Source organism: Rhodococcus sp. 06-470-2 (assembly GCF_002258235.1).
Taxonomy (GTDB): Bacteria; Actinomycetota; Actinomycetes; order Mycobacteriales; family Mycobacteriaceae; genus Rhodococcoides.
The window spans coordinates 105,435-126,589 of the sequence record NZ_NOYB01000018.1 but is presented as its reverse complement, the minus strand read 5'-3'; the positions used below and the strand labels follow the sequence as shown (position 1 = coordinate 126,589).

Here is a 21,155-nt window from a genome sequence, read left to right as displayed (position 1 = left end):
ATTCTGTCACACAGGACACGCAGCATGCGCTGGGTCCCGCGTTCTAACATTTCATCTGCGGCCTCAGGCCGCGAGACCACTGGTCACATTCCACGCGATGAAGACCACGAACAGCAGGACCATGATGGACAGGTCCAGTCGCACTCCACCGAGGTTGAGCGGCGGAATTATCTTCCGGAGGAACTTCACCGGCGGGTCGGTGACGGTGAAGATCGCCTCGAGCACGATGACGACCAACCCGGTCGGTTGCCAATCTCTCGCGAAAGTCCTGATGAACTCGACGATGATTCGACCGATGAGAAGGAGCCAAAAAAGAAACAATACGATGTTGATCACCGTGAACACGATCACGGCTATACTCTGCCTGACTTCGCCGGGCTGAGCAAAGCGCGCTGGTCACAGCCCTGAACTACCGCTCCGAACAGCAAATGTCTCACTGCTGGCTGTAGAAACCGGTCTCGGCGATCCGCCTGCGCTCCTGCGGTGAGACGTCGACGTCGGCCGGCGAGAGCAGGAAGACCTTCGTCGCTACCTTGTCGAACGAACCGCGCAGCGCGAAGGCGAGCCCGGCAGCGAAATCGACCAGTCGCTTGGCGTCCGCGTTGCTCATCTCGACCAGGTCCATGATGACCGGAGTGCCGTCGCGGAAGCGCTCACCGATGGTGCGAGCCTCGCTGTAATCACGCGGTCGCAGCGTGGTGATCTTCGAGAGGGGGCCGCCGTCGTCGACGATCGGGCTGCGTCGGGTCTCCGCCCGAACATCCATCCGAGTGTCCATGGCGAGCGCTCCTCTGGTTGCCGCACCTCGCGTGGTCGGTGCCGCGCCACGGCCTCGTCCACCGATCGGTGCCAGCGTTGCCGCCGGACGGGGTGCCTCGTAATCGTCGTAGTCGTCCTCGACCTGCGCATGCCGCGATCCACCGAAGGACGGCTTCGCGAACTCACGCTCGTCGATGTCGTCGTAGCTGTCGCGACCACCACGGGAGCTGCGTCGCGTGTCCGGATCGTCGAGGTAGTCGTCCTCGTAGTCGGCGAGCGGAACCATGCCGAAGTACGCCTTGAACTTGTGCAGGGTGCTCATCGTTCTGCCTTCCGTGGCGGTGTGTCTACTGTCCATCTCCAGGTTCGCAAGTGTCTGTTGTGACTGATGTGATCCATGGACTGTTATTGCGAGGCTATCGGCCGCGCGCCGAGTATTGCGGTACCGACACGCACGCACGTCGATCCGTGGCGCACAGCAGCTTCCAGGTCTCCGGTCATGCCCGCGGACAGCTCGAGCGCTCCGGGATGATCGGCCGACAGTCGACGATGCAGACTCTCGAGGTCGGCGAATGCGGCGTCCGGATCGGCGTCGAGCGGCGGCACCGCCATCAACCCCGCCAACCGCAACCCGGACGCGTCGGCCACCGCGTCGGCGAGCGCGTGCAGCTCGTCGCGTTCGACGCCTCCGCGATGCACGTCCCCATCGAGACTGACCTGGACGATCACGTCGAGTTCGGTCCGGCGCACACCCTCGTCCAGTGCCGCCGTTGTCGCCTTCGACAGCGCAGTCACCAACCGCGCACTGTCCACGGAATGGATGGAGTGCGCCCACGCGGCGACCGACTTGGCCTTGTTTCGCTGCAGGTGTCCGATCATGTGCCACCGCGGTAGATCGCCACTGAAGTCGTCGGCCGTCTCGGCGACCTTGGGAGACGCGTCCTGCTCCCGCGACTCTCCGAAATCGCGGCATCCGAGGTCGTACAGGATCCGCACATCCGACGCAGGGAAGAACTTCGTCACCGGGAGCAGAGCCACATCGGCAGGCGACCGGCCCGCGTCGACACACGCGCGATGCAACCGCTCGCGTACCGACGTCAACGCCGTCTCGATCTCCTGCGCCCTGCCAGTACCCGACGCAGTGCCGCTGAGTTCGCTCATGACAACCTTCCCTGCCCGTTCACCGATCGGCCGATTCGGGCCGATCACCTGGGGATGTGCTGTCCATCCAGACGACGCTGGCAATTCGGCCGGTCGATCCTTCGCGCCGGTGACTGAACAACGTCCGGTCCTCGATGGTGCAGCGCGGATCCTGGGCCACCGCGGACACGCCCGCGGCGAGCAGTTGAGCCCGGATACCGGCGGGAATGTCGAGCCCGGGCGTGTGGCGGACGGTTGTCGTCGCGCTGCCGGGCAGGTGCTTGTCGACGTCCGCTCGCATGGACGCGGGCACCTCGTACTGGCGACCGCTCGCGGCCGGACCCAGAAACGCGCCGATCCGCGCCGGGACCGCACCGAGCTCGACCATGGCGGCCAACACGCGCGGAACGATGCCGATGCGGGCTCCGACCCGTCCGGCATGCACGGCGGCGATCACTCCGGCCTCCTCGTCGGAGAGCAGCACCGGCACGCAGTCGGCAGTCAACACCACCAAGCCGAGATCGCGGTGCGTCGTCACCAACGCATCGGTCATCGGTAGCGGCTCGGTCACCGGACCGTCGACCACCGTGACGGTGCGTCCGTGGACCTGCTCCATGAAGACGAGCCGTTCGAGTCCCATGCCCAGCCGATCGCCGAGGCGTCGACGGTTGGCCTCCACCGCAGCGGGGTCGTCACCGACGTGGTCACCGAGGTTGAACGTGTCGAACGGAGGTGCCGAGACGCCACCCGCTCGCGTCGTCGAGACGCGTCGGACCCGAAACGGACCTGGGGATGAGGTGTCACTCACCGCCGCATGAAGGACGGCACATCGACGTCGTCTTCGCCCTCGTCCTCGGCGATGGGCACGCGACGGCCGGAACCGACGGACTCGCGGCCCTGGCCGGCCGAGTCACGGCCGTAACCGGCTGCGGATTCGCGGCTCGACGATTCACGATTGGACGAACTCGACGAGTTCAATGGCGGCAGACTGCTACCGCTCGGAGCGCCGACCGGGTCGCGGAACACCGCACCGTCCGAACTGTCGCTCGACCGCGACGACACCTCGCCCGAGCGAGCCGATCCGATCGGGCCGCGTGTGGAGGCGGCCGCTTCCACCGGACGCCGCGTCGGGGTTCCGCCGTCGAAGCCTGCGGCGATGACGGTCACGCGGACCTCGTCACCGAGTGAGTCGTCGATCACGGTGCCGAAGATGATGTTGGCGTCGATGTGCGCGGCTTCCTGCACCAGCGAGGCAGCCTCGTTGATCTCGAACAGACCCAGGTCGGATCCACCGGCGATCGAGAGCAGCACTCCGCGTGCGCCTTCCATCGAGGCTTCGAGCAGCGGCGAGTTGATCGCCGATTCGGCAGCCTTGATGGCTCGACCCTCGCCGCGTGAGGATCCGATGCCCATCAATGCACTGCCTGCACCGGACATCACGCCCTTGACGTCCGCGAAGTCGACGTTGATCAGACCGGGAGTGGTGATCAGGTCTGTGATGCCCTGGACGCCGTTGAGCAGTACCTCGTCGGCGCTGCGGAACGCGTCCATGAGGCTGACAGCGGCGTCGCCGAGCTGGAGCAGTCGATCGTTGGGGATGACGATGAGCGTGTCGCAGGACTCACGGAGCTGCTGGATGCCCGTGTCGGCCTGGCCACCGCGCCGCTTGCCCTCGAAGGAGAACGGCCGGGTGACGACACCGACGGTCAGCGCACCGAGCTTACGAGCGATGTTGGCGACGACGGGAGCGCCACCGGTACCGGTTCCGCCGCCCTCGCCTGCGGTGACGAACACCATGTCGGCACCCTTGAGCACCTCTTCGATCTCGTCCTTGTGGTCGTCCGCTGCGCGGCGGCCCACCTCGGGATCGGCACCAGCGCCGAGTCCGCGGGTCAGTTCGCGACCGACGTCGAGCTTGACGTCTGCGTCACTCATCAGCAAGGCCTGAGCGTCGGTGTTGACCGCGATGAACTCGACTCCCTTGAGTCCCTGTTCGATCATGCGGTTGACCGCGTTCACGCCGCCGCCGCCGATGCCGACGACCTTGATTACGGCGAGGTAGTTGTGCGGGGGCGTCATGGGCTCTCGCCTTCCGTGGATTGTTGCGTGAAATGTGGAAAACCCTCAACCTAAACCACAGGCTTAGAGTTATGTCAAGTACTGAACTGGTCGAAACGCTATTCATCGCCGACGACTATCGCCATTAGGCGCGCCGACGCCGCGCGAGAAAATCCCGTCGACGCGTCGAAACTATTTGGTGGTGGGCAGATCCGGACTCGACACGTCGAAGATCTGGCCGGGCTGGGACAGCAGGGCGATGGCCACCGCGGCCTTGCGTTCGGAGTCGTCCTTGCTGCCCCACACCACGGTGCGCCCGTCGAGCAGCAGGATTGAGATGTCGGACAACGTGCTCGCCCGCAGCTCTCCTGTCTGATCGCGCAGCAGCGGTGGCAACGTATCGAGAACCGCCAGTGCATCTTTCGTCACCGGATCACCGAACACCGGGTTGTCGGTCACCAGACGCACCACCCCGGGCGGTGGCGGCGCGATCGCGAAATCGACCCCGGTCGAATCGAGGAGATGGGTGCCGTCCGGAGAATCGAAGAACGCCACCGGAACCCGCTCCTCCACCGTCACCTGCACAGTGGACGGATACTTCCGTTGCACACGGACCGTGGCCAGCGCCGGAATCGTGGCCACCCGTTGCGCCGCAGCCGCCGTGTCCACCCGAACCAGCGGAAGGCCGACGGGTACGTCGAGCCGATCGAGGATCTCCTGCTCGGACACCGACGATGCTCCCGCGACCGCAATGGTGCGTACGGACAACAGCGGTGTGAAGTACACCAGCGCAACCGATCCCACCACGACGACCACCAGTGCCAGGACGATGGCCAAGGCCTTGCGCCGCGACCGCTTCACCCGTTCGCGCTCCTGCTCGCGCGCCAGCGCGCGTGCCTGCTTGTCGGTGACCGCGGCCGACGAATCACCTTCTCCTGCAGCTGTTCCCGACCTCGAAGAACGGACTCGATCGGAGCGACGACTCACGTCGACGGCCGATCCTTCGGTACCCCGCGGCCGGTCGCAGCACCGAAATCGGTCTTCGAGCGAAGCGCATCGAGAATCGGTCCGCCGAGCATGGTCACGTCACCCGCGCCCATCGTGATGACGACATCGCCGGGCAGACTCAGATGGGCGACCTGCTTGGCCACCAACGACAGATCCGGCTGATAGTTCACCGGCTTGGTCACCGAAGCGGCAACCAGTGCCCCCGTCACCCCCGGCAACGGTTCCTCACGTGCGCCGTAGACGTCGAGCACGACGATCTCGTCGGCCAGGGACAGCGCGGCACCGAATTCCTCGGCGAACGTCGCGGTCCGCGAGTACAGATGCGGCTGGAACACCACCACCACCCGTCCCTGCTCGTGACCCGAACGGTCCTGGCCTGCAACGAGAGCCTGCGCGGCCGTCAACACCGCACGCACCTCGGTGGGGTGGTGCGCGTAATCGTCGAACACGCGCACGCCGTGCTCACGTCCGGTGAACTGGAAGCGCCGATGCACGCCGCCGAAACCGGTGAGTCCGGCCAGCAGTTCCTCGACTCCGGCACCGACCTGACGCGCCGCGACGAACGCCGCCAGCGCGTTGAGTGCGGTGTGCCGCCCGGGGACGCCGAGCCGTACGGTGCGGGCCGCGTCCTCGCCTGCGATCTGCAACTGCGCGACGCCGCCGATGTCCTCGGGCTCCCATGCCAGCAGTCGAACGGCCATCTCGACGGGACCGGCGTCGACATCCGAGGACCCGTAACCCAACACCTTCACGCCCGGAAGGTCGCGCTCGACCACACGTCGAGCGAGCGCCGCCGAACCCGGGTCGTCCATGCACGCCACGAGTACACCGCCGGGACCCAGGAGCGCAGCGAAGTCGTCGAACACCTGAACGTAGGCCTCGGTGGTGCCGAAGTGGTCCAGATGATCGGCCTCGATGTTGGTCACGATGATGACGTCGGCGCTGTACTGCAGCAGCGAGCCGTCGCTCTCGTCCGCCTCGGCCACGAACACGTCGCCGCTGCCGTGGTGGGCGTTGGTGCCGGCCTCGTTGAGCTCTCCCCCGACGGCGAACGACGGATCGAACCCGCAGTGCTGGAGCGCGACCACCAGCATCGAGGTCGTCGACGTCTTTCCGTGCGTTCCCGAGACCAACAACGTGCGGTATCCCTGCATGAGCGAGGACAGCACGGCCGGCCGCAACACCACCGGGATTCCGCGTTCACGCGCTTCGACGAGTTCGGGATTGGTCTTGGGAATCGCGGCGTGGGTCGTCACCACCACGGTGGGTCCGCCCTCGATCATGTCCAGGGCACCGGCGTCGTGACCGATGCGGACCTGGGCACCGCGTGCGCGCAGCGCGAGCACGCCGCGCGATTCCTTGGCATCCGAACCCGACACCTGTCCCCCGCGCGCCAGCAGGATCCGCGCGATGCCGGACATTCCGGCACCACCGATGCCCACCATGTGTACTCGTTCGAGCTCTGTCGGCAGATTCGACATCGCACCCTCAGTTGTCACGCGGACGTCTCCCTCGTTCTCTTCTCATGCTCGCCGCCGCCGGGCTCAGCGCCGCGCCGCGTGCGCGGTATCGAGCACGATCTGCGCGACGGCAGCCGCTGCGCCCTTGTGCCCGGCACCGGCGGCGGCACGTGACATGGTGGCAATTCGTTCGGTGTCGGCCAGCAGCGAGACCACCGTCTCGCTCACGTACTGCTCGGTCAGTGTCGCATCGGATACCAGGATGCCACCTCCGGCGTCGACCACAGGACGGGCGTTGAGTTCCTGCTCGCCGTTGCCGTGCGGTAGGGGTACGTAGACGGCAGGCAGACCGGTCGCGGACACCTCGGCGACCGTCATGGCACCGGACCGGCAGATCGCCAGGTCCGCAGCCGCATACGCCAGATCCATCCGGTCGATGTACGGCACCGCGACGTACGGCGCGTCCGGATCACGTTGCTCGACGTCGAGCGAGTTCTTCGGACCGTGAGCATGCAGAACCGAAATGCCGGCTGCGGCGAGGGCCGCCGAGGCTCCGGACACCGCGTCGTTGAGCGATCGGGCCCCCTGCGAGCCGCCGAACACCAACAGCACCGGACCGCTGTCGGGCAGGCCGAAGTGAGCGCGAGCCTCCGCGCGGACGGCAGCCCGATCGAGGCCGGTGATGGTGGGACGCACGGGAATTCCGATCACATCGGCGTCGGCAGCACCGCGCGCGGCGATCCCCGAGCCCGCGACCGCGGCGAGCACCCGCTCGGCCGACCGGGCACCGACCTTGTTGGCGATGCCCGCTCGCGCGTTCGCCTCGTGGATGACCACAGGTATTCGGCCGCCACGGCCGAACAATCGACCACGGGCCGCGAGATAGGCCGGCAACGCGACGTAGCCGCCGAATCCGACGAGCACGTCCGCCTCGACGGCCGCGAAGATCTCGCGGGTGCGTCGCACCGATCGCACGACGCGAAGCGGCAACTTGAGCAGGTCGACGGTGGGTTTGCGGGGCAGCGGAACGGGCGGGATGAGTTCGAGTGCGTACCCGCGAGCCGGGACGAGAGTTGTCTCCAGACCACGGCTGCTACCGAGAGCGGTGACGGTGACAGTGGGGTCGAGGACACGCAAGGCGTCGGCCACAGCGAGCGCGGGCTCGATGTGCCCGGCCGTTCCGCCCCCGGCGACCACGACGGAAATCGGTCGAGATGTCTGGTTCACCGTCGATATCCTCGCTCACCCGAGCGGACAGGCGGGCGGCCGGGTTGTGGTTCCGGCCGCGGACGGTATGCCGATCGCGATCCCGCGGCGGGTTCTCGCCGGACGGGCTCGCTCCGACGGGGGTTGCCGCGGGGTGACTCGCCCCGATATGCGGTCGATCTGGGCGACATCGTGTCGGTCCGCGAACTGGAGACCCGCGTGCGAGCACGTCCGGGCTCGGCAGCTCTCGCTGCACGCCCGTCCTTGCCCTGGCCCTTACGGGCCTCGATGCGCTTGCGATCCTGCGCCGCCAGCGTGGGGCGGGTGGACTTCGACCGCGCCATCGCGGCTCGCTTGGGCGAGAACACGGCGGGCAGCGGCAGCTTCAGAGCTCGCGCGATACGGCCCTCCTGCCCCGCGTGCAGGGCTGCGATCGCCTCCGGTTCGTGTCGGGCGGCGCTCGCGATGATGCCGAACATCAGCAGCGTGATCGCGGTCGAGGTACCACCGTAGGACACCAGCGGCAGCTGCAGGCCGGTCACAGGAAGCAGCCCGACGACGTAGCCGATGTTGATCATGGCCTGACCGAACACCCAGCACGTGGCACCTGCGGTCAGCAGACGCAGGAACGGATCCACCGAACGCATGGCGATGCGCAGGCCGGTGTAGACGAAGAGGCCGAACAAACCGATGACCGCCAGGCAGCCGATCATCCCGAGTTCCTCGCCGATGATGGCGAAAATGAAGTCGTTGTGCGCGTTGGGGAGGTAACTCCACTTCGCGCGGCTCTGTCCGAGCCCGCGACCGAACAGTCCGCCGTCGGCCAGCGAGTATTTCGCCTGGGTGGACTGATACGACAGGCCCTGGGTGTCCTCACCCGGATTCAGCCATGCCTTGACGCGATTGGAGCGGTAACCGGCGGTGAACGCGAGCACGGTTGCCAGCGCCAGACCGGTCATCAGCACCGCACCGAACAGCCGAGCGTTGAGGCCTGCGAACCACAGCAGAGCCACCAGGATGATGCCGAGGGCGATGGCGGTACTGAGGTTGGGCTGCAGCACGACGAGCAGACACATCAGCAGTCCGGCGGGCAGCAGCGGCACCAACAGTGACTTGATGTTGCCGTGTTCGCTGCGGCGCGAGGCCAACAGGTGGGCACCCCACAGAACAAGTGCCACCTTGGCGAGCTCGGACGGCTGGAAGGACACGACGCCGAAGTCGAACCAGCGGCGTGCACCCTGGCGTTCGGCACCGATACCGGGAATGAGCACCAGCATCAGCATGGTGATCGAGACCAGGAACAGCGGAAACGACAGCTTTCTGAGGTACCGAACCGGCAGCCGGAGAGCGACGTAGAACGCGACGACTCCCAGCGCGACACCGATCAGCTGCTGGGTGAAGAGGGCGTACCCGGACTCGTCTGCTGCGAAGGATTCGGCGGACGACGCCGACAGGACCATGACCAGGCCCAGCACCGTGAGCAGCACTGCGATCGTGACGATGAGGTGGAAGGACGCGAGCGGCCTGCCGAACCACAGGCCGATTCGGGTACGTGGAGCGGCGGCGCGTCGAGGCGGACGAGGCGGTTGGCCTGCGGCGGTCACGATCGCGGCGATCCGATGTCGGTGGCTTCGAGGAGCTGGACCGACTCGGCGAAGCTACGGCCGCGGTGGCCGTAGTCGGCGAACATGTCCAGTGACGCGGCAGCCGGGGCCAGCAGGACCGTGTCCCCCGGAGCAGCGAGTTCGGCCGCGTGGGCCACGACCGCCCGCATTACCGCATCAGCATCTTCAGCACCATGAGTCACACCAGCATCGTCTCCCGAAGGGAGCCTGACGACCGGAACATCGGGCGCGTGTCGCGCCAAAGCCTCTGCGATCTGCATCCCATCGCGTCCGAGAACGACCGCAGCCACCAGCCGATCGGCGATCTCGATCACCAGATCGTCGATCACCGCTCCCTTCAACAGCCCACCCGCGATCCACACGACGCGATCGTGCGCCGAGATGGAGGAGCGAGCGGCATGCGGGTTCGTCGCCTTCGAATCGTCGATGAACGTCACCCCACCCAGCTCGCGCACCACCGCTGCACGATGCGGTCCCACCCGATAGGTCTGCAGCCCCAGCCGAACAGCGCCTGCCTCAACCCCGATCGACCGTGCGAGCGCGCCTGCCGCGAGCGCATCGAGGACACCGGACGGACCGCTCGGCTCCACGTCGTCCGCAGCGAGAAGATCGACGTTCTCACCGAACGCGTTGTCGACGAGCACCCCGTCACGCACACCCAGCTCACCCGAGGCCGGCTCACCCAACCGGAAACCGACGACGGTCGACGCGGCAGACCCGGCCGACAGGCCCGCCGCCCGGGAGTCGTCCAGACCGACCACCGCGACGTCGCCGTTCAACGCACGAGCCTTGGCCTGAACGTAACCGTCCATACCGCCGTGCCAATCCAGATGATCCTCGGCGATGTTGAGCACCACCCCCGCAGCCGGACGCACCGAGGGAGCCCAGAACAGCTGGAACGACGACAACTCCACCGCGAGCACACTCGGATGCGGGGAACCGCGCAACGCGTCGGCGATGGGGAGTCCGATGTTGCCGCAGGCAACCGACTCGATGCCTGCGGCGTCGAGTATCGAGGCCAGCATCGAGGTGGTGGTCGTCTTTCCGTTGGTGCCGGTCACCACCAGCCACCGAGTTCGGGGTCCGTACAGCTCGACCCGGTCCACGTGCCAGGACAACTCGACATCGCCCCATACCGGAATGCCCAGCTTCGCGGCCGCTGCCAACACCGGAGAGTCGGGTCGAAACCCCGGGCTGGTGACGACGAGCGAGAACGCCGCGAGCGCCGCGGGATCGGCGAGCAGGTCGTCCTGCAGCACCACCGCAGCACCGGAGTTCGACGCCTCGTCCAGCGCGGCGCGATTCGAGTCGGTGACCGTGACGACGGCACCGAGATCGAGCAGTGGTCGCACGACGGCGAGTCCCGAGATGCGGGCTCCGGTCACCAGCACCGAACTGCCGCGCAACCAGGTCGGATCGGTCCGAGAGTCGGGCACAGATTCGTCCATGCCCTATCCGCCGACAGCAGCGAGATACTCGCTGTAGAACAGAGCGAGTCCGACGGCCGACGCGATGGCGGCCAACAACCAGAATCGGATGATCACCGTCGTCTCGGCCCATCCGGCCAACTCGAAGTGATGGTGGAACGGTGCCATGCGGAACACTCGTCGGCGACTGGATCGGAACACCGCGACCTGGATGACGACCGATGCGGCCTCGGCGACGAACAGTGCACCGATGACCACCATGATCAGCTCGGTCTTGGTCACCACCGACAGGCCTGCGATCAGACCGCCGAGGGCAAGGGATCCGGTGTCGCCCATGAAGATCTTGGCCGGCGCGGCGTTCCACCACAGGAAGCCGATGCAGGCACCGGCGGCCGAGGCGCAGACCAGGGCCAGATCGAGGGGATCTCGAACGTCGTAACAGCCGGGGGCAGGCCCGGCGGGTCCTGCGCACGCCTGACGGTACTGCCAGAACGTGATGACGGTGTAGGCACCGAGTACCAACGTCATCGATCCGGCGGCGAGGCCGTCGAGTCCGTCGGTGAGGTTGACCGAGTTCGACCACGCGATCACGAGCAGGCAGACGAAGAACACGAAGACCACCGCGGACATCGACCAGGTGGCGATGTCGCGCACGTACGACAGTTGAGTGCTGCCGGGAGTGAGCCCGCTCTCGCTCCGGAACTGCAACACCAGAATCGCGAACAGCACGGCCGCCGTTATCTGACCGACGTACTTGCCGGTGGCGTTCAGGCCCAGGTTGCGCTGTTTGCGGATCTTGATGAAGTCGTCGAGAAAGCCGACCAGACCGAGCACTGTGGTCAGGCCGAGAACGAGCAGGGCCGACGCCGACGGACCGTCCGCGTCGTAGCCGATGCCGATCAGGTGCGAGCCCCAGTAGCCGGCCCAGATGCCGACCAGAATTGCGACGCCGCCCATTGTCGGTGTGCCCCGCTTGGACTGGTGACTCGCCGGGCCCTCCACTCGAATCTCCTGGCCGAAGCCCTGTTTCGAGAAGGTCTTGATCAGCACCGGGGTCAGCAGGATCGCGACCGCGAGTGCGATACCTCCGGCGAACAGGATCTGCCTCACTGCTCACCCTCCACAGTGGTGCTCGGCGCGTCGGCCAGCAGGGCGTCCGCGACTGTCCACATCGCCCCGGACTGCGAGGCCTTCACCAGCACGATGTCGCCGGGACGCACCTCCTCGTGCAGCACGTCGATCGCCGTTTCACGGTCGGGCACCAACATCGATTCCTCGCCCCACGAACCCTCCATGACCGCACCCTGGTGCAATGCGCGAGTAGGACGGCCGGAATCGACGATGATCAGGCGATCGACGTCGAGCCGGACGGCGAGGCGGCCGATCGCGTCGTGCTCGACCACCGAGTCCGAACCCAGTTCGCCCATCTCCCCCAGCACCGCCCAGCTGCGGCGTTTGGGTCCGTCGTCGCGACGCGACATCGACACCAGTGCTTTGAGTGCCGCGCGCATCGAATCGGGGTTGGCGTTGTACGAATCGTTGACGACGGTGACGCCGTCGGCGCGGGTGCGGACGTCCATTCGCCTGATCGACGTCGGTGCGGCAGCCCCGAGCGCCTCGGCGACCTGCGTCAGCGTCGCGCCGCACTCGAGTGCGACAGCGGCGGCTGCGAGAGCGTTGCCGACCTGATGCTCGCCGTGCACCGCCAGGGTGATCGGTACCGAACCCGCTGCGCAGTCGAGCGTGAACGACGCTCTGGCGTCGGTATCGACCTGCACGTCGAGTGCTCTGATGTCCGCATCCGCGTTGCGCCCCACTGTGACGACGGATGCCGTTGTGCGAGTTGCCATTTCGGCGACGAGTCGATCGTCGATGTTCAGGATCGCCACTCCCCCGTCGGCAGCACTCGGCAGAGCCTCGACCAGTTCGCCCTTCGCCAGTGCGATGGCCGCGCGCGACCCGAACTCGCCCAGGTGCGCGGTTCCGACGTTCAGGACCACCCCGATCCGGGGCGGTGCGAGCGTGGCCAGTTCGGCGATGTGGCCGATTCCTCGGGCGGACAACTCCAGACAGAGAAAGTCGGTCTCGGCATCGGCTCGCAGCGCCGTCCAGGGATGTCCCAGTTCGTTGTTGAACGATCCGGGCGGTGCCACCACCGAACCGAGGGGTTCGAGTACGGCAGAGATCAGATCCTTGGTCGAGGTCTTCCCCGAGGATCCCGTCACGCCGACGACGGTCAGTCCGTGCTCGGCCGTCAACTCGCGCACCGATGCGCGGGCCAGAGCGCCGAGAGCGGTCAACACTGCCGCACCGGAGCCGTCCGGGTCGTTCTCGAGTGCCATCGCGCGACTGTCGTGCGGAACGGGACGCACGACCACGGCCGGTACGCCCACCGGACGCGCAGCCAGCACCAGTGCCGCACCCGCGGCAACCGCGTCGGCGGCATGGTCGTGACCGTCCACCTTCGCTCCGGGAAGGGCGAGGAAGATACTGCCGGGAGTGACCTTGCGGGAGTCGAACTCCACCGGTCCCGACACCACGACCGTCGGATCCGGCACGTCGTGCACCGTGCCTCCGACGATCTCGGCGATTCGGTCGATCGAGAGCGGGATCACCGTACGCCCGCGCTCGTGCCGACCCGGCGCGCATCGATGGCCGAGGCGAGTACGACTCGGTCGTCGAACGGATACTTCACGCCCGCTACTTCTTGGCCGGTTTCGTGCCCTTTACCTGCGATCAACACAACATCCCCTTCGCGTGCCCACGCCACGGCCTGTTCGATCGCCGCTGCGCGGCCTGCCACATTCCGTACTTCGCCGCGGGCCTCGTCCGGCACCGACAGCGCGCCGTCCTCGACGGCCGCCCTGATGGTGGCCGGATCCTCGCTGCGCGGGTTGTCGTCGGTCACCACCAACAGCTCGGCACCGCGCGCTCCGGCGGCACCCATCAGGGGACGCTTCGCGGTATCGCGGTCGCCGCCTGCTCCGAGAACAACCGCGATCCGTCCACGCGAGGATTCGCGCAACGTTGCCAGCACGGCCTCGACGGCCGCAGGTTTGTGTGCGTAGTCGACCACTGCCAGGAAGTTCTGCCCGCGATCGATCCGCTGCACGCGACCCGGCACGTCGACCGTCGCGACCCCGGTCACGGCGCTGCGCACATCGGCCCCGGCCACTGCGCAGGTCGCCAACGCCAGGACGGTGTTCGCGACGTTGTAGCGCCCCGGCAACCGGACCGAGACCGGCAGCGACGCACCCTGCGGATCGGCGACGGTGAACGACTGCGTTCCGTCGTCGTGCTTGGCCCAGTTCGAGACCGTCCACTGTGAATCGGCACCTGTCGACGCGGTCACCACGGTCGACCCGGCCGATCGAGCGATGTCTGCCATCCGCACGCCCCACGCGTCGTCGACACAGACGACGGCGGTCTCGGCACGAACCGCCGAGTCGGCCGCGAACAGGCGACTCTTGGCCGCGAAGTAGTCCTCGAGAGAATCGTGAAAATCGAGGTGATCCTGCGAAAGATTGGTGAACGCACCGATCGCGAAGCTAGTGCCGTCGACCCGGCCCAGGGACAACGCGTGCGAGGACACCTCCATCACCACCGTGTCGACGCCCTCCTCGACCATCACCGCGAACAGGGCATGCAGCTGCGGAGCCTCGGGCGTGGTGAGCGCGCTCGGCACGTGCCGGCCCAGCACACGTGTCTCGATGGTGCCGATCAGACCGCACCGACGACCGGCTGCGGTCAGGCCTGCTTCGAGCAGATAGGACGTCGTCGTCTTCCCCGACGTACCGGTGATACCGATGACGGTCATCTTCGACGACGGGTTGCCGTACACCAGAGCGGAGACCGTCCCCAACACCTGGCGCGGACGGTCGTGCACGAGCACCGGAACCTGTCGATCGGTACCTGCCAGAGCGCCCCGCACGATCTCGAGTCCGGCCGGGTCGGTGAACACCGCCACCGCACCACGCTCGACCGCGTCTGCGACGAACTCGGCACCGTGTCGCGACGATCCGGGCAGTGCCGCGAAGAGATCGCCGGGAACAACGGACTGTGCGCGCAGATCGATACCGGTCACGCTCACACCGGCGGGGTCGCCCTCGTCGATCGTTGCACCGACCGCAGACGCCACCTCCCGGACTTCGGTGTGCGGTGGATGCGCCGGACGTGAACCCGGAGCCGGTTGTGAATCCGATGACACAGTCACTCCTGCTCCCTTCCTCTCTACTGCCGGCCGCGCGCCTGCCACGGCTCGATCACGCCGCAGCGGCAGCCGAACGAACACGCCCGAGCCGATGTGTCAGATTACCGGCGTCCGGGATCATGATGTCGCCGCCCCGACTCGCGGACCGGCGGGTTGGGATCTCAGTCCGCCTGCAGAACCAGCTTGGGTCCGGGGTCGGCGGACATCGGCACGCTGTCCCGCTGCAGCATCCAGCTGGCGATGTTGTGGAACAGCGGTGCTGCCGACTGGCCACCGGAACCGTCGGCGCTGCGGGTCGGGGCGTCGAGCATGATTCCGATCACGTAGCGGGGATCGTCCGCGGGCGCGATGCCGGCGAACGTGATCCAGTAGTTCGAGTTCGAGTAGCACTTGCACTCGGGATCGACCTGCTGAGCCGTACCCGTCTTGCCACTGATCTGGTATCCCTCGACGCCCGCGGCAACTCCGGTACCGCGCTGGTTTCCGGTGTCGTCCTGGGTGACGGATCGGAACATGTTGCGGACGGTCTTCGCCGTATCGGGGCTGACCACGTACACACCGTCGGGCTGCTGGGTCTCTGTCCGCTGACCGTTCGCGTCCACCGTCGCCTCGACGATCCTCGGCGGGATGCGTACTCCGTCGTTGGCGATGGCCTGGTACATCCCCGTCATCTGCAGCAGCGTCATCGACAGTCCCTGGCCGATGGGGAGGTTGGCGAACGTGCCGCCCGACCACTGGTCACGGCTCGGAACGTTGCCCGCGCTCTCGCCCGGTAGCCCGACGTCGCTGCGCTGGCCCAGGCCGAACCTGGTCAACATGTCCGCGTAGCGGTCCTCGCCGACGCGTTGGGCAAGCATCAGCGTGCCGACGTTGGAGGACTTACCGAACACGCCGGTCGTCGTGTACGGCGCGACACCGTGGTCCCACGCATCCTTGACCGACACACCGGACATGAAAATGCTGCCCGGCACCTGCAGCACCTCGTCGGGCGTGGTGAGTCCGTACTCGATGGCCGCGGCCGCGGTGATGATCTTGTTCACCGAACCGGGCTCGAACGGCGTGGTGACGGGCAGGTTGCCCATTTCCTTGGTGCGCTCGTTGTTGCCGACTCCGATGCCGGGATTGAAGGTGTTGTCGTTAGACATGGCGAGCACCTCGCCGGTGTGCGAATCCTGCACGTACGCCGAGGCGTTCTTCGCTCCCGACAGGTCCTTGGCCAACTGCACCTGCTGCTGCACGTAGTACTGCAGATCTGCGTCGATGGTCAGTTCGACGGTCGAACCGTTGACGGCAGGCTGCTTGTCCCGCCAGCTTCCGGGGATGACGGCACCGTCGGATCCGCGGTCGTAGGTCTGCGAACCGTCGGTTCCGGCCAGGGTCGCGTCGAGCGCATCCTCTAGACCCAGCAGGCCGTGTCCGTCCCAACCGGTGGCACCGACGATGTTCCCGGCCAGCGATCCGCCCGGGTACTCACGGATGTCCTGACGCTCCAGCCCGACCTGCTTGAAATCCTTGCTGATCTTCGACGCCACGGTGGCGTCCACTCCGCGTGCGAGGTAGGTGAATTCGTCGTTGCTCTTCAGCTTCGCGAGCAGATCCTTCTCGCTGATCACATCACCGAGGTCGCCATGGATACGGGCGGCTATGTCCTCGAGGTACTGCTCGGTCTCCGGCTCGGTCGGGTCCTTCGCCCGGGCCTCGTCGAGTTCCTTGCGAACCCGAACCGGTTGGAACGTCAACGCTTTGGCTTCCATCGTGAAGGCGATCGGATTGCCGTTGCGGTCCAGGATGGATCCCCGTAGCGCCGGATCGACGAGAGTGGTGGTGCGTTGCGACGCCGACTCGGCCGACAACCTCGGCGCATCGAATCCCTGAATCCACAGCAACTGTGCCGCCGCAACGGCCAGCGCCAGATACATCAGAACGCGGCCGGTGCCGTGACGAAACCGAAAGGTGGACGAGTCGAGACGCTTTCGGCTCGGTGGTCGACGGCGTGGAGCAGGCGAGGGCCTGGTCACTGCCCGTCACCCGATGCTTCGCCGGTGGGCTCGGGGGCTTCGACCGCAGGTGTTTCGAGCGAGGGGATGCTCATGGGAACCAATTGTTCAGCAAGCGCGGTGTTTCCAGCTCCATTGCTCGCATTCGGCGTGGCGGCGCGGGTGTCGATCGTGCCCGACGTTCGATTCGGCTGCGACGCGCTTCTCGGCGTCTGCTGCTGCGGCGACTGCGTGCTCGGATTCGTGACGGTTCCCTCGCCTGCGGCCGCGGGCGACACCGGATCGAGCGGTGCCACCGGTGCACCGTCGGCCGGAGCCGGGGTACCGACGACCTGGACGCCGCCGTCCGGCGCGACGATCAGATGTGCGGAGTTCTTGACCGGGACCATTCCGAGTTCGGCGGCCTTGCGCGCCAACTCCGGAGCCGACTCCGCCAACTCAACATCACGCTGCAACGAGGCCCGCTGCTGAGCCAGTTCGGCGTTGACGGCCTTAGCGGCGCTGAGATCGTAGGAGTCTCCCGCAGACCGAGTGGTCAGCAGCAACGTCAGACCGAGACCGATGGCGAGCAGGCCGATGATCAAGGCGACGAACGGAATTCGCGCCGCGATGGCGCTTCCGTTCAGCGAAGCCCGGGCACCGGCTACGGAACCACGCGCAGAATCCGAGGTGTGGATCGACGCCCGCTGCTGCCTGCGCTCGTATGCCCGCAGTGCAGCACCGGACCGTCCACCACCCTTACCCGTACGTTCGGGCCGCGAGAGTGGAGCCTGCCGTACGGCGTTGCGGGGCGATGCCGGAACCCGATTGCGTTGTGGTCCAATGGTTGTGACTGGAACCGTCATTCCGCTCTCCTTGCAATCCGTTCGGCGGCGCGCAATCTCACCGGAGCCGAACGTGGGTTTGTCTCGATTTCTGCATCCGATGCACGCTCGGCACCTCTGGTCAGGAGCCGAAACTCCGGACCCATTCCGGGAAGCTCGACCGGCAGCCCTTCCGGACTGCGGGACTTGACCCGAGGCGCCAACTCCTGCTTGACAACTCGGTCTTCGAGCGACTGATACGACATGAAGACCACCCGGCCTCCGACAGCCAACGCGTCGAGCCCGGCAGGTACCGCCGCCTTCAACGACTCCAGTTCACCGTTGACCTCGATACGCAGGGCCTGGAAGGTGCGCTTGGCAGGGTGCCCTCCGGTGCGCCGCGTTGCGGCCGGAATTGCGGCATAGAGCAATTCGACCAACGGCCCGCTCGTGGTGAAGGGCGTGTGCTCTCGGTGACGCAGAACGGCGGAGGCGATCTTTCCGGCGAACCGCTCCTCGCCGTAGGTGCTCAGGACCCGTGCGATCTCGCCGTGCGAGTACGTGTTGAGGACGTCTGCGGCGGTGATACCCACGGTCGGATTCATTCGCATGTCCAATGGGGCGTCGACCGAGTAGGCGAATCCGCGATCGGATTCGTCCAACTGCATGGACGACACACCGAGATCGAACAGGATGGCGTGAACGGAGCCGACCGCAGGCAGGCCGGCCTCGTCGAGCGCTTCGGCGATGCCGTCGTAGGTCGTGTGCACCAACGTGATTCGATCGGCGAACGGAGCCAACCGGGCTCCGGCCAACTCGAGCGCATCGGGATCCCGGTCGAGCCCGATCAGGTGCAGGTGCGGATAGGTCCGCAAGAAGTGCTCGGAGTGACCGCCGAGTCCGAGAGTCGCGTCGATCATGACTCGGGTATCGCCGGTGGATTCGAGCGCGGGTCCGAGCAGTTCGTCGGCTCGCTCGAGACGAACCGGAACGTGGACCGGGCCCGAGGATCGACGATGGGTTCGGTCGGCGGACGAGTCGCTCTCGTCCGGCCCGGTGCCCTCCGTCATGGTTCCTCCCGGTCGCGCGTACGTACTTCTCGCCCGGGTCCGGGCCGTGCAGGTCGCCCACCGAGGCCGATACGAATGCTTCGAGGTCCCTGTCCGATAGGGAACCTGGCGTTGGGGAAGAACGTCAGGGTCCTGATCTGCGAAACCTGGCGTTGGGGAAGAACGTCAGGGTTCTGATCGGGCAGAGGCCTCGCTGCACTCGCAGGCGACCTGGTCGGGCTACAAGATCCCTCCGAGGGACTCGTCGAAAGCGTCGGAGAAATCCTGCTCGTTCTCAGCGGAGTAGCGCGCCCACGCTTCGTCGTTCCAGATCTCGATGAAGTCCATCGAACCGATCACCACGCAGTTTCGTTCGAGCCCCGCATAGCGGCGATGCTCGGGACTGATGGTGATGCGTCCCTGTCCGTCCGGCCGCTGTTCGTCTGTTCCCGAGAAGAACTGGCGAACGTAGGCACGAGCTTTGGGGTTGGCACGAGAAGCCGCCGTCAACTTCCGAGAGCGCTCCGCGAAGTCGGCCGCGGTGTAGACAGCGAGGCTGAAATCCTGCCCCTTGCTCACCATGACCCCTCCTGCAAGCGCGTCCCGAAACTTGGCCGGCAACGTGAGTCGACCCTTGTCGTCGAGCTTCGGCGTGTAGGTACCGAGAAACACTCGCCACCTCCAGCCTCGACTCTCCGCTGCGGACCACTTTACCCCACTCTCCCCCACTTCGAACCATTCATGGCCGGAAAACTTTGGAGAAGTCACTGTCTGCGCTGGTCAAGACGTAGAAGATCGGCGCTGCCGTCAGCGATACCGCGGGCGATTCCGAGGGCTCGAACCGGACGCCGTGGCGCACGAGTCCAGCATCGAAGCAGCCTGACCAGGCACGCAGCACCTACGGTGGTGGACGACGGTCGATCTCGGCCCCTCGGTGGGGCCGGGGTGGGGAAAAGTGGGGAGCGTGGGTGACAGTGGGGGACGCGTCCCAGAACTCCCGCGCGCGAACACGCGAACCGGCCCTCGACGCGGAGCGGAGGGCTGCAGTCGATCGGGCGGCGTCCGTTCGAGGGCAGAAACGACAACAGCACCTCACCCGAAGGTGAGATGCTGTTCTACGTTGACGCGTGAAGTTGTGGAGACGAGCCGATAGGGGTCGGTTCGGCGAAACCCGGTCGACTCAGTCCTGCTCGAACCTCTTACGGAACCGATCTTCCATGCGAGAGGTGAAGCTGCCGCCCTTGCGACCACCCTTCGATTTCTGTCCGGTATTACGCCCGGACGTCTCGGCAGCATCGTTGGATGCGCTGCCCTCGTCCTGCGACGCTGCGGCTCCCTTGCTGGAACCGCCGAACAGGAACAGTGCCCCGGCACCGAACATGAACAAAAAGCCGATGAGACTGACGACGAGAAAAGCCAGGCTGTTCGTCGACAATGCAACACCGGCGACGAGCAACACGAGTCCCACTACGAACAGCGCGGCAGCCTGAAAGCGCCTCCTGCTCGACGCCGCACGTACGCGACCGCCCCTCACATGAGACGCGAATTTGGGATCCTCGGCGTAGAGAGCGCTCTCGATCTGGTCGAGCATGCGCTGCTCGTGCTCGGAGAGTGGCACGGTACCTCCCCCTGCACAGATATTGAAGGTCATTTCGGTTCCGAAACGACGGGAAGCTGACCTTGGCGGCTACCTGCTGTCGATGATACGAGCTGAATCGGCCGCTTACCACCTACTCGGTCGATGTGTTCCTGAGAAACACCGAAGTTTTCGAGACGCACGTCCCGAAAACCTTGGGCGAACACCCGATGACGTGGCGATTGTCGCCTGACGTCCAGCTCGGTGCGCTACGCAGACAGGGGCGCCGTCATGGGGTCGACGGACGCGAATCGAGCCTGCCCGCCGAGTCGGTCCTCGATCGAGTTCAGAAAACGACCGACGTGTCGATGGAAATCATCGGCATCGAGATCGGCGATCGTGCTCGACGCACCGGCCTCGACCGCCGCCCTGGTGGCGGAGAAAGACGCGAAATAGTCGGCCCAGACGGCGAGATCCGGTGCCGCCTTTGCCATCAACACCCACGCACTGCGCGAACGAGGACGCGCGCCGATCGAATTCGGCAACGACGCCAGCACAGCTGCCGCGCCTTTCAGTGCAGCGGCGTAGCTGCCGAGAAATCGATCTCCGGCATCGCTCTCCCCGATGGACTCGGACAGCAGAGCATCGGCCCGGCCCAGCAGAATCTGAGCCTGACGCGACACCGGCGACCGCACTCCGGCATCGAATGCCTTCGTGATCGTCATACTCGAACACCTCCAGTTCGAATCTCCGGCGCGCACCTGGCGCGGCCGGAACCGTGGCGAAGCCTTACAGTCGAACTCCGGAAGAACCCGACTCGACATCCGAGCCGAAGCC

The 21,155-nt window shown here is 66.3% G+C and carries 19 protein-coding genes; all 19 read right to left on the bottom strand.

Annotated features, from left to right (window positions below; all coding sequences use genetic code 11):
• Nucleotides 1-63 precede the first annotated feature (63 nt).
• The 19 genes from CH276_RS11885 to CH276_RS11795 all read right to left on the bottom strand — a co-directional run bounded on the left by CH276_RS11885 (nucleotide 64) and on the right by CH276_RS11795 (nucleotide 21,043).
• Nucleotides 64-351: a YggT family protein gene (locus CH276_RS11885; protein WP_032394379.1), complete on the bottom strand. Its 288-nt coding sequence runs from the start codon at nucleotides 349-351 to the stop codon at nucleotides 64-66.
• 82 nt (nucleotides 352-433) lie between these two features.
• Nucleotides 434-1,081 (bottom strand): cell division protein SepF, encoded by a 648-nt coding sequence (locus CH276_RS11880; RefSeq protein ID WP_094631685.1) that lies wholly within the window; start codon nucleotides 1,079-1,081, stop codon nucleotides 434-436.
• An 83-nt stretch (nucleotides 1,082-1,164) separates the two neighbouring features.
• Nucleotides 1,165-1,920: a YggS family pyridoxal phosphate-dependent enzyme gene (locus CH276_RS11875; protein ID WP_094631722.1), complete on the bottom strand. Its 756-nt coding sequence runs from the start codon at nucleotides 1,918-1,920 to the stop codon at nucleotides 1,165-1,167.
• 19 nt (nucleotides 1,921-1,939) lie between these two features.
• On the bottom strand, nucleotides 1,940-2,707 hold the full coding sequence (gene pgeF, locus CH276_RS11870; RefSeq protein WP_032394381.1) for a peptidoglycan editing factor PgeF: 768 nt from the start codon (nucleotides 2,705-2,707) through the stop codon (nucleotides 1,940-1,942).
• A complete protein-coding gene (gene ftsZ / locus CH276_RS11865) occupies nucleotides 2,704-3,978 on the bottom strand; it encodes a cell division protein FtsZ (RefSeq protein ID WP_045194914.1) in 1,275 nt (424 codons plus the stop codon). Before ftsZ ends, pgeF begins: the two co-directional genes overlap by 4 nt.
• Before the next feature lie 171 nt (nucleotides 3,979-4,149).
• Nucleotides 4,150-4,944: a cell division protein FtsQ/DivIB gene (locus CH276_RS11860; protein WP_094631684.1), complete on the bottom strand. Its 795-nt coding sequence runs from the start codon at nucleotides 4,942-4,944 to the stop codon at nucleotides 4,150-4,152.
• Nucleotides 4,941-6,446: a UDP-N-acetylmuramate--L-alanine ligase gene (gene murC, locus CH276_RS11855; RefSeq protein WP_045194912.1), complete on the bottom strand. Its 1,506-nt coding sequence runs from the start codon at nucleotides 6,444-6,446 to the stop codon at nucleotides 4,941-4,943. The genes CH276_RS11860 and murC overlap by 4 nt, the downstream gene beginning before the upstream one ends.
• A 63-nt stretch (nucleotides 6,447-6,509) precedes the next feature.
• Nucleotides 6,510-7,652 carry an undecaprenyldiphospho-muramoylpentapeptide beta-N-acetylglucosaminyltransferase gene (gene murG / locus CH276_RS11850; RefSeq protein WP_217901423.1) on the bottom strand — a complete coding sequence of 381 codons (1,143 nt, stop codon included), beginning with the start codon at nucleotides 7,650-7,652 and terminating at the stop codon, nucleotides 6,510-6,512.
• On the bottom strand, nucleotides 7,649-9,235 hold the full coding sequence (ftsW, locus tag CH276_RS11845; protein ID WP_094631683.1) for a putative lipid II flippase FtsW: 1,587 nt from the start codon (nucleotides 9,233-9,235) through the stop codon (nucleotides 7,649-7,651). The genes murG and ftsW overlap by 4 nt, the downstream gene beginning before the upstream one ends.
• Entirely contained in the window at nucleotides 9,232-10,704 is a 1,473-nt protein-coding gene (gene murD / locus CH276_RS11840; protein WP_094631682.1) for a UDP-N-acetylmuramoyl-L-alanine--D-glutamate ligase, read from the bottom strand. Before murD ends, ftsW begins: the two co-directional genes overlap by 4 nt.
• Before the next feature lie 3 nt (nucleotides 10,705-10,707).
• Nucleotides 10,708-11,793, bottom strand: a complete 1,086-nt coding sequence (gene mraY / locus CH276_RS11835) for a phospho-N-acetylmuramoyl-pentapeptide-transferase (protein ID WP_032394385.1) — start codon at nucleotides 11,791-11,793, stop codon at nucleotides 10,708-10,710.
• Nucleotides 11,790-13,298: a UDP-N-acetylmuramoyl-tripeptide--D-alanyl-D-alanine ligase gene (locus CH276_RS11830; protein WP_094631681.1), complete on the bottom strand. Its 1,509-nt coding sequence runs from the start codon at nucleotides 13,296-13,298 to the stop codon at nucleotides 11,790-11,792. The genes mraY and CH276_RS11830 overlap by 4 nt, the downstream gene beginning before the upstream one ends.
• Nucleotides 13,295-14,896: a UDP-N-acetylmuramoyl-L-alanyl-D-glutamate--2,6-diaminopimelate ligase gene (locus CH276_RS11825; protein ID WP_094631720.1), complete on the bottom strand. Its 1,602-nt coding sequence runs from the start codon at nucleotides 14,894-14,896 to the stop codon at nucleotides 13,295-13,297. The genes CH276_RS11830 and CH276_RS11825 overlap by 4 nt, the downstream gene beginning before the upstream one ends.
• A gap of 158 nt (nucleotides 14,897-15,054) precedes the next feature.
• Nucleotides 15,055-16,911 (bottom strand): peptidoglycan D,D-transpeptidase FtsI family protein, encoded by a 1,857-nt coding sequence (locus CH276_RS11820; RefSeq protein WP_045194901.1) that lies wholly within the window; start codon nucleotides 16,909-16,911, stop codon nucleotides 15,055-15,057.
• Nucleotides 16,908-17,735, bottom strand: coding sequence for a hypothetical protein (locus tag CH276_RS11815; protein ID WP_230596643.1), 828 nt, complete (start codon nucleotides 17,733-17,735; stop codon nucleotides 16,908-16,910). The genes CH276_RS11820 and CH276_RS11815 overlap by 4 nt, the downstream gene beginning before the upstream one ends.
• The gene (gene rsmH / locus CH276_RS11810) at nucleotides 17,732-18,763 is read right to left on the bottom strand and encodes a 16S rRNA (cytosine(1402)-N(4))-methyltransferase RsmH (protein WP_094631680.1); all 1,032 of its coding nucleotides are present in this window, start codon (nucleotides 18,761-18,763) and stop codon (nucleotides 17,732-17,734) included. The genes CH276_RS11815 and rsmH overlap by 4 nt, the downstream gene beginning before the upstream one ends.
• Before the next feature lie 219 nt (nucleotides 18,764-18,982).
• The gene (gene mraZ / locus CH276_RS11805) at nucleotides 18,983-19,414 is read right to left on the bottom strand and encodes a division/cell wall cluster transcriptional repressor MraZ (protein ID WP_027497352.1); all 432 of its coding nucleotides are present in this window, start codon (nucleotides 19,412-19,414) and stop codon (nucleotides 18,983-18,985) included.
• A gap of 508 nt (nucleotides 19,415-19,922) precedes the next feature.
• Nucleotides 19,923-20,360: a DUF3040 domain-containing protein gene (locus tag CH276_RS11800; protein WP_094631719.1), complete on the bottom strand. Its 438-nt coding sequence runs from the start codon at nucleotides 20,358-20,360 to the stop codon at nucleotides 19,923-19,925.
• A 227-nt stretch (nucleotides 20,361-20,587) separates the two neighbouring features.
• Nucleotides 20,588-21,043: an SAV_6107 family HEPN domain-containing protein gene (locus CH276_RS11795; protein WP_045194895.1), complete on the bottom strand. Its 456-nt coding sequence runs from the start codon at nucleotides 21,041-21,043 to the stop codon at nucleotides 20,588-20,590.
• Nucleotides 21,044-21,155 lie beyond the last annotated feature (112 nt).

What these genes read in the sequence shown, in the direction of transcription:
- ftsZ (WP_045194914.1), bottom strand. Translation starts at nt 3,978, where the DNA reads ATGACGCCCCCGCACAACTACCTCGCCGTAATCAAGGTCGTCGGCATC.
- murD (WP_094631682.1), bottom strand. Translation starts at nt 10,704, where the DNA reads ATGGACGAATCTGTGCCCGACTCTCGGACCGATCCGACCTGGTTGCGC.
- CH276_RS11875 (WP_094631722.1), bottom strand. Translation starts at nt 1,920, where the DNA reads ATGAGCGAACTCAGCGGCACTGCGTCGGGTACTGGCAGGGCGCAGGAG.
- CH276_RS11880 (WP_094631685.1), bottom strand. Translation starts at nt 1,081, where the DNA reads ATGAGCACCCTGCACAAGTTCAAGGCGTACTTCGGCATGGTTCCGCTC.
- CH276_RS11795 (WP_045194895.1), bottom strand. Translation starts at nt 21,043, where the DNA reads ATGACGATCACGAAGGCATTCGATGCCGGAGTGCGGTCGCCGGTGTCG.
- rsmH (WP_094631680.1), bottom strand. Translation starts at nt 18,763, where the DNA reads ATGACGGAGGGCACCGGGCCGGACGAGAGCGACTCGTCCGCCGACCGA.
- murC (WP_045194912.1), bottom strand. Translation starts at nt 6,446, where the DNA reads ATGTCGAATCTGCCGACAGAGCTCGAACGAGTACACATGGTGGGCATC.
- CH276_RS11815 (WP_230596643.1), bottom strand. Translation starts at nt 17,735, where the DNA reads ATGACGGTTCCAGTCACAACCATTGGACCACAACGCAATCGGGTTCCG.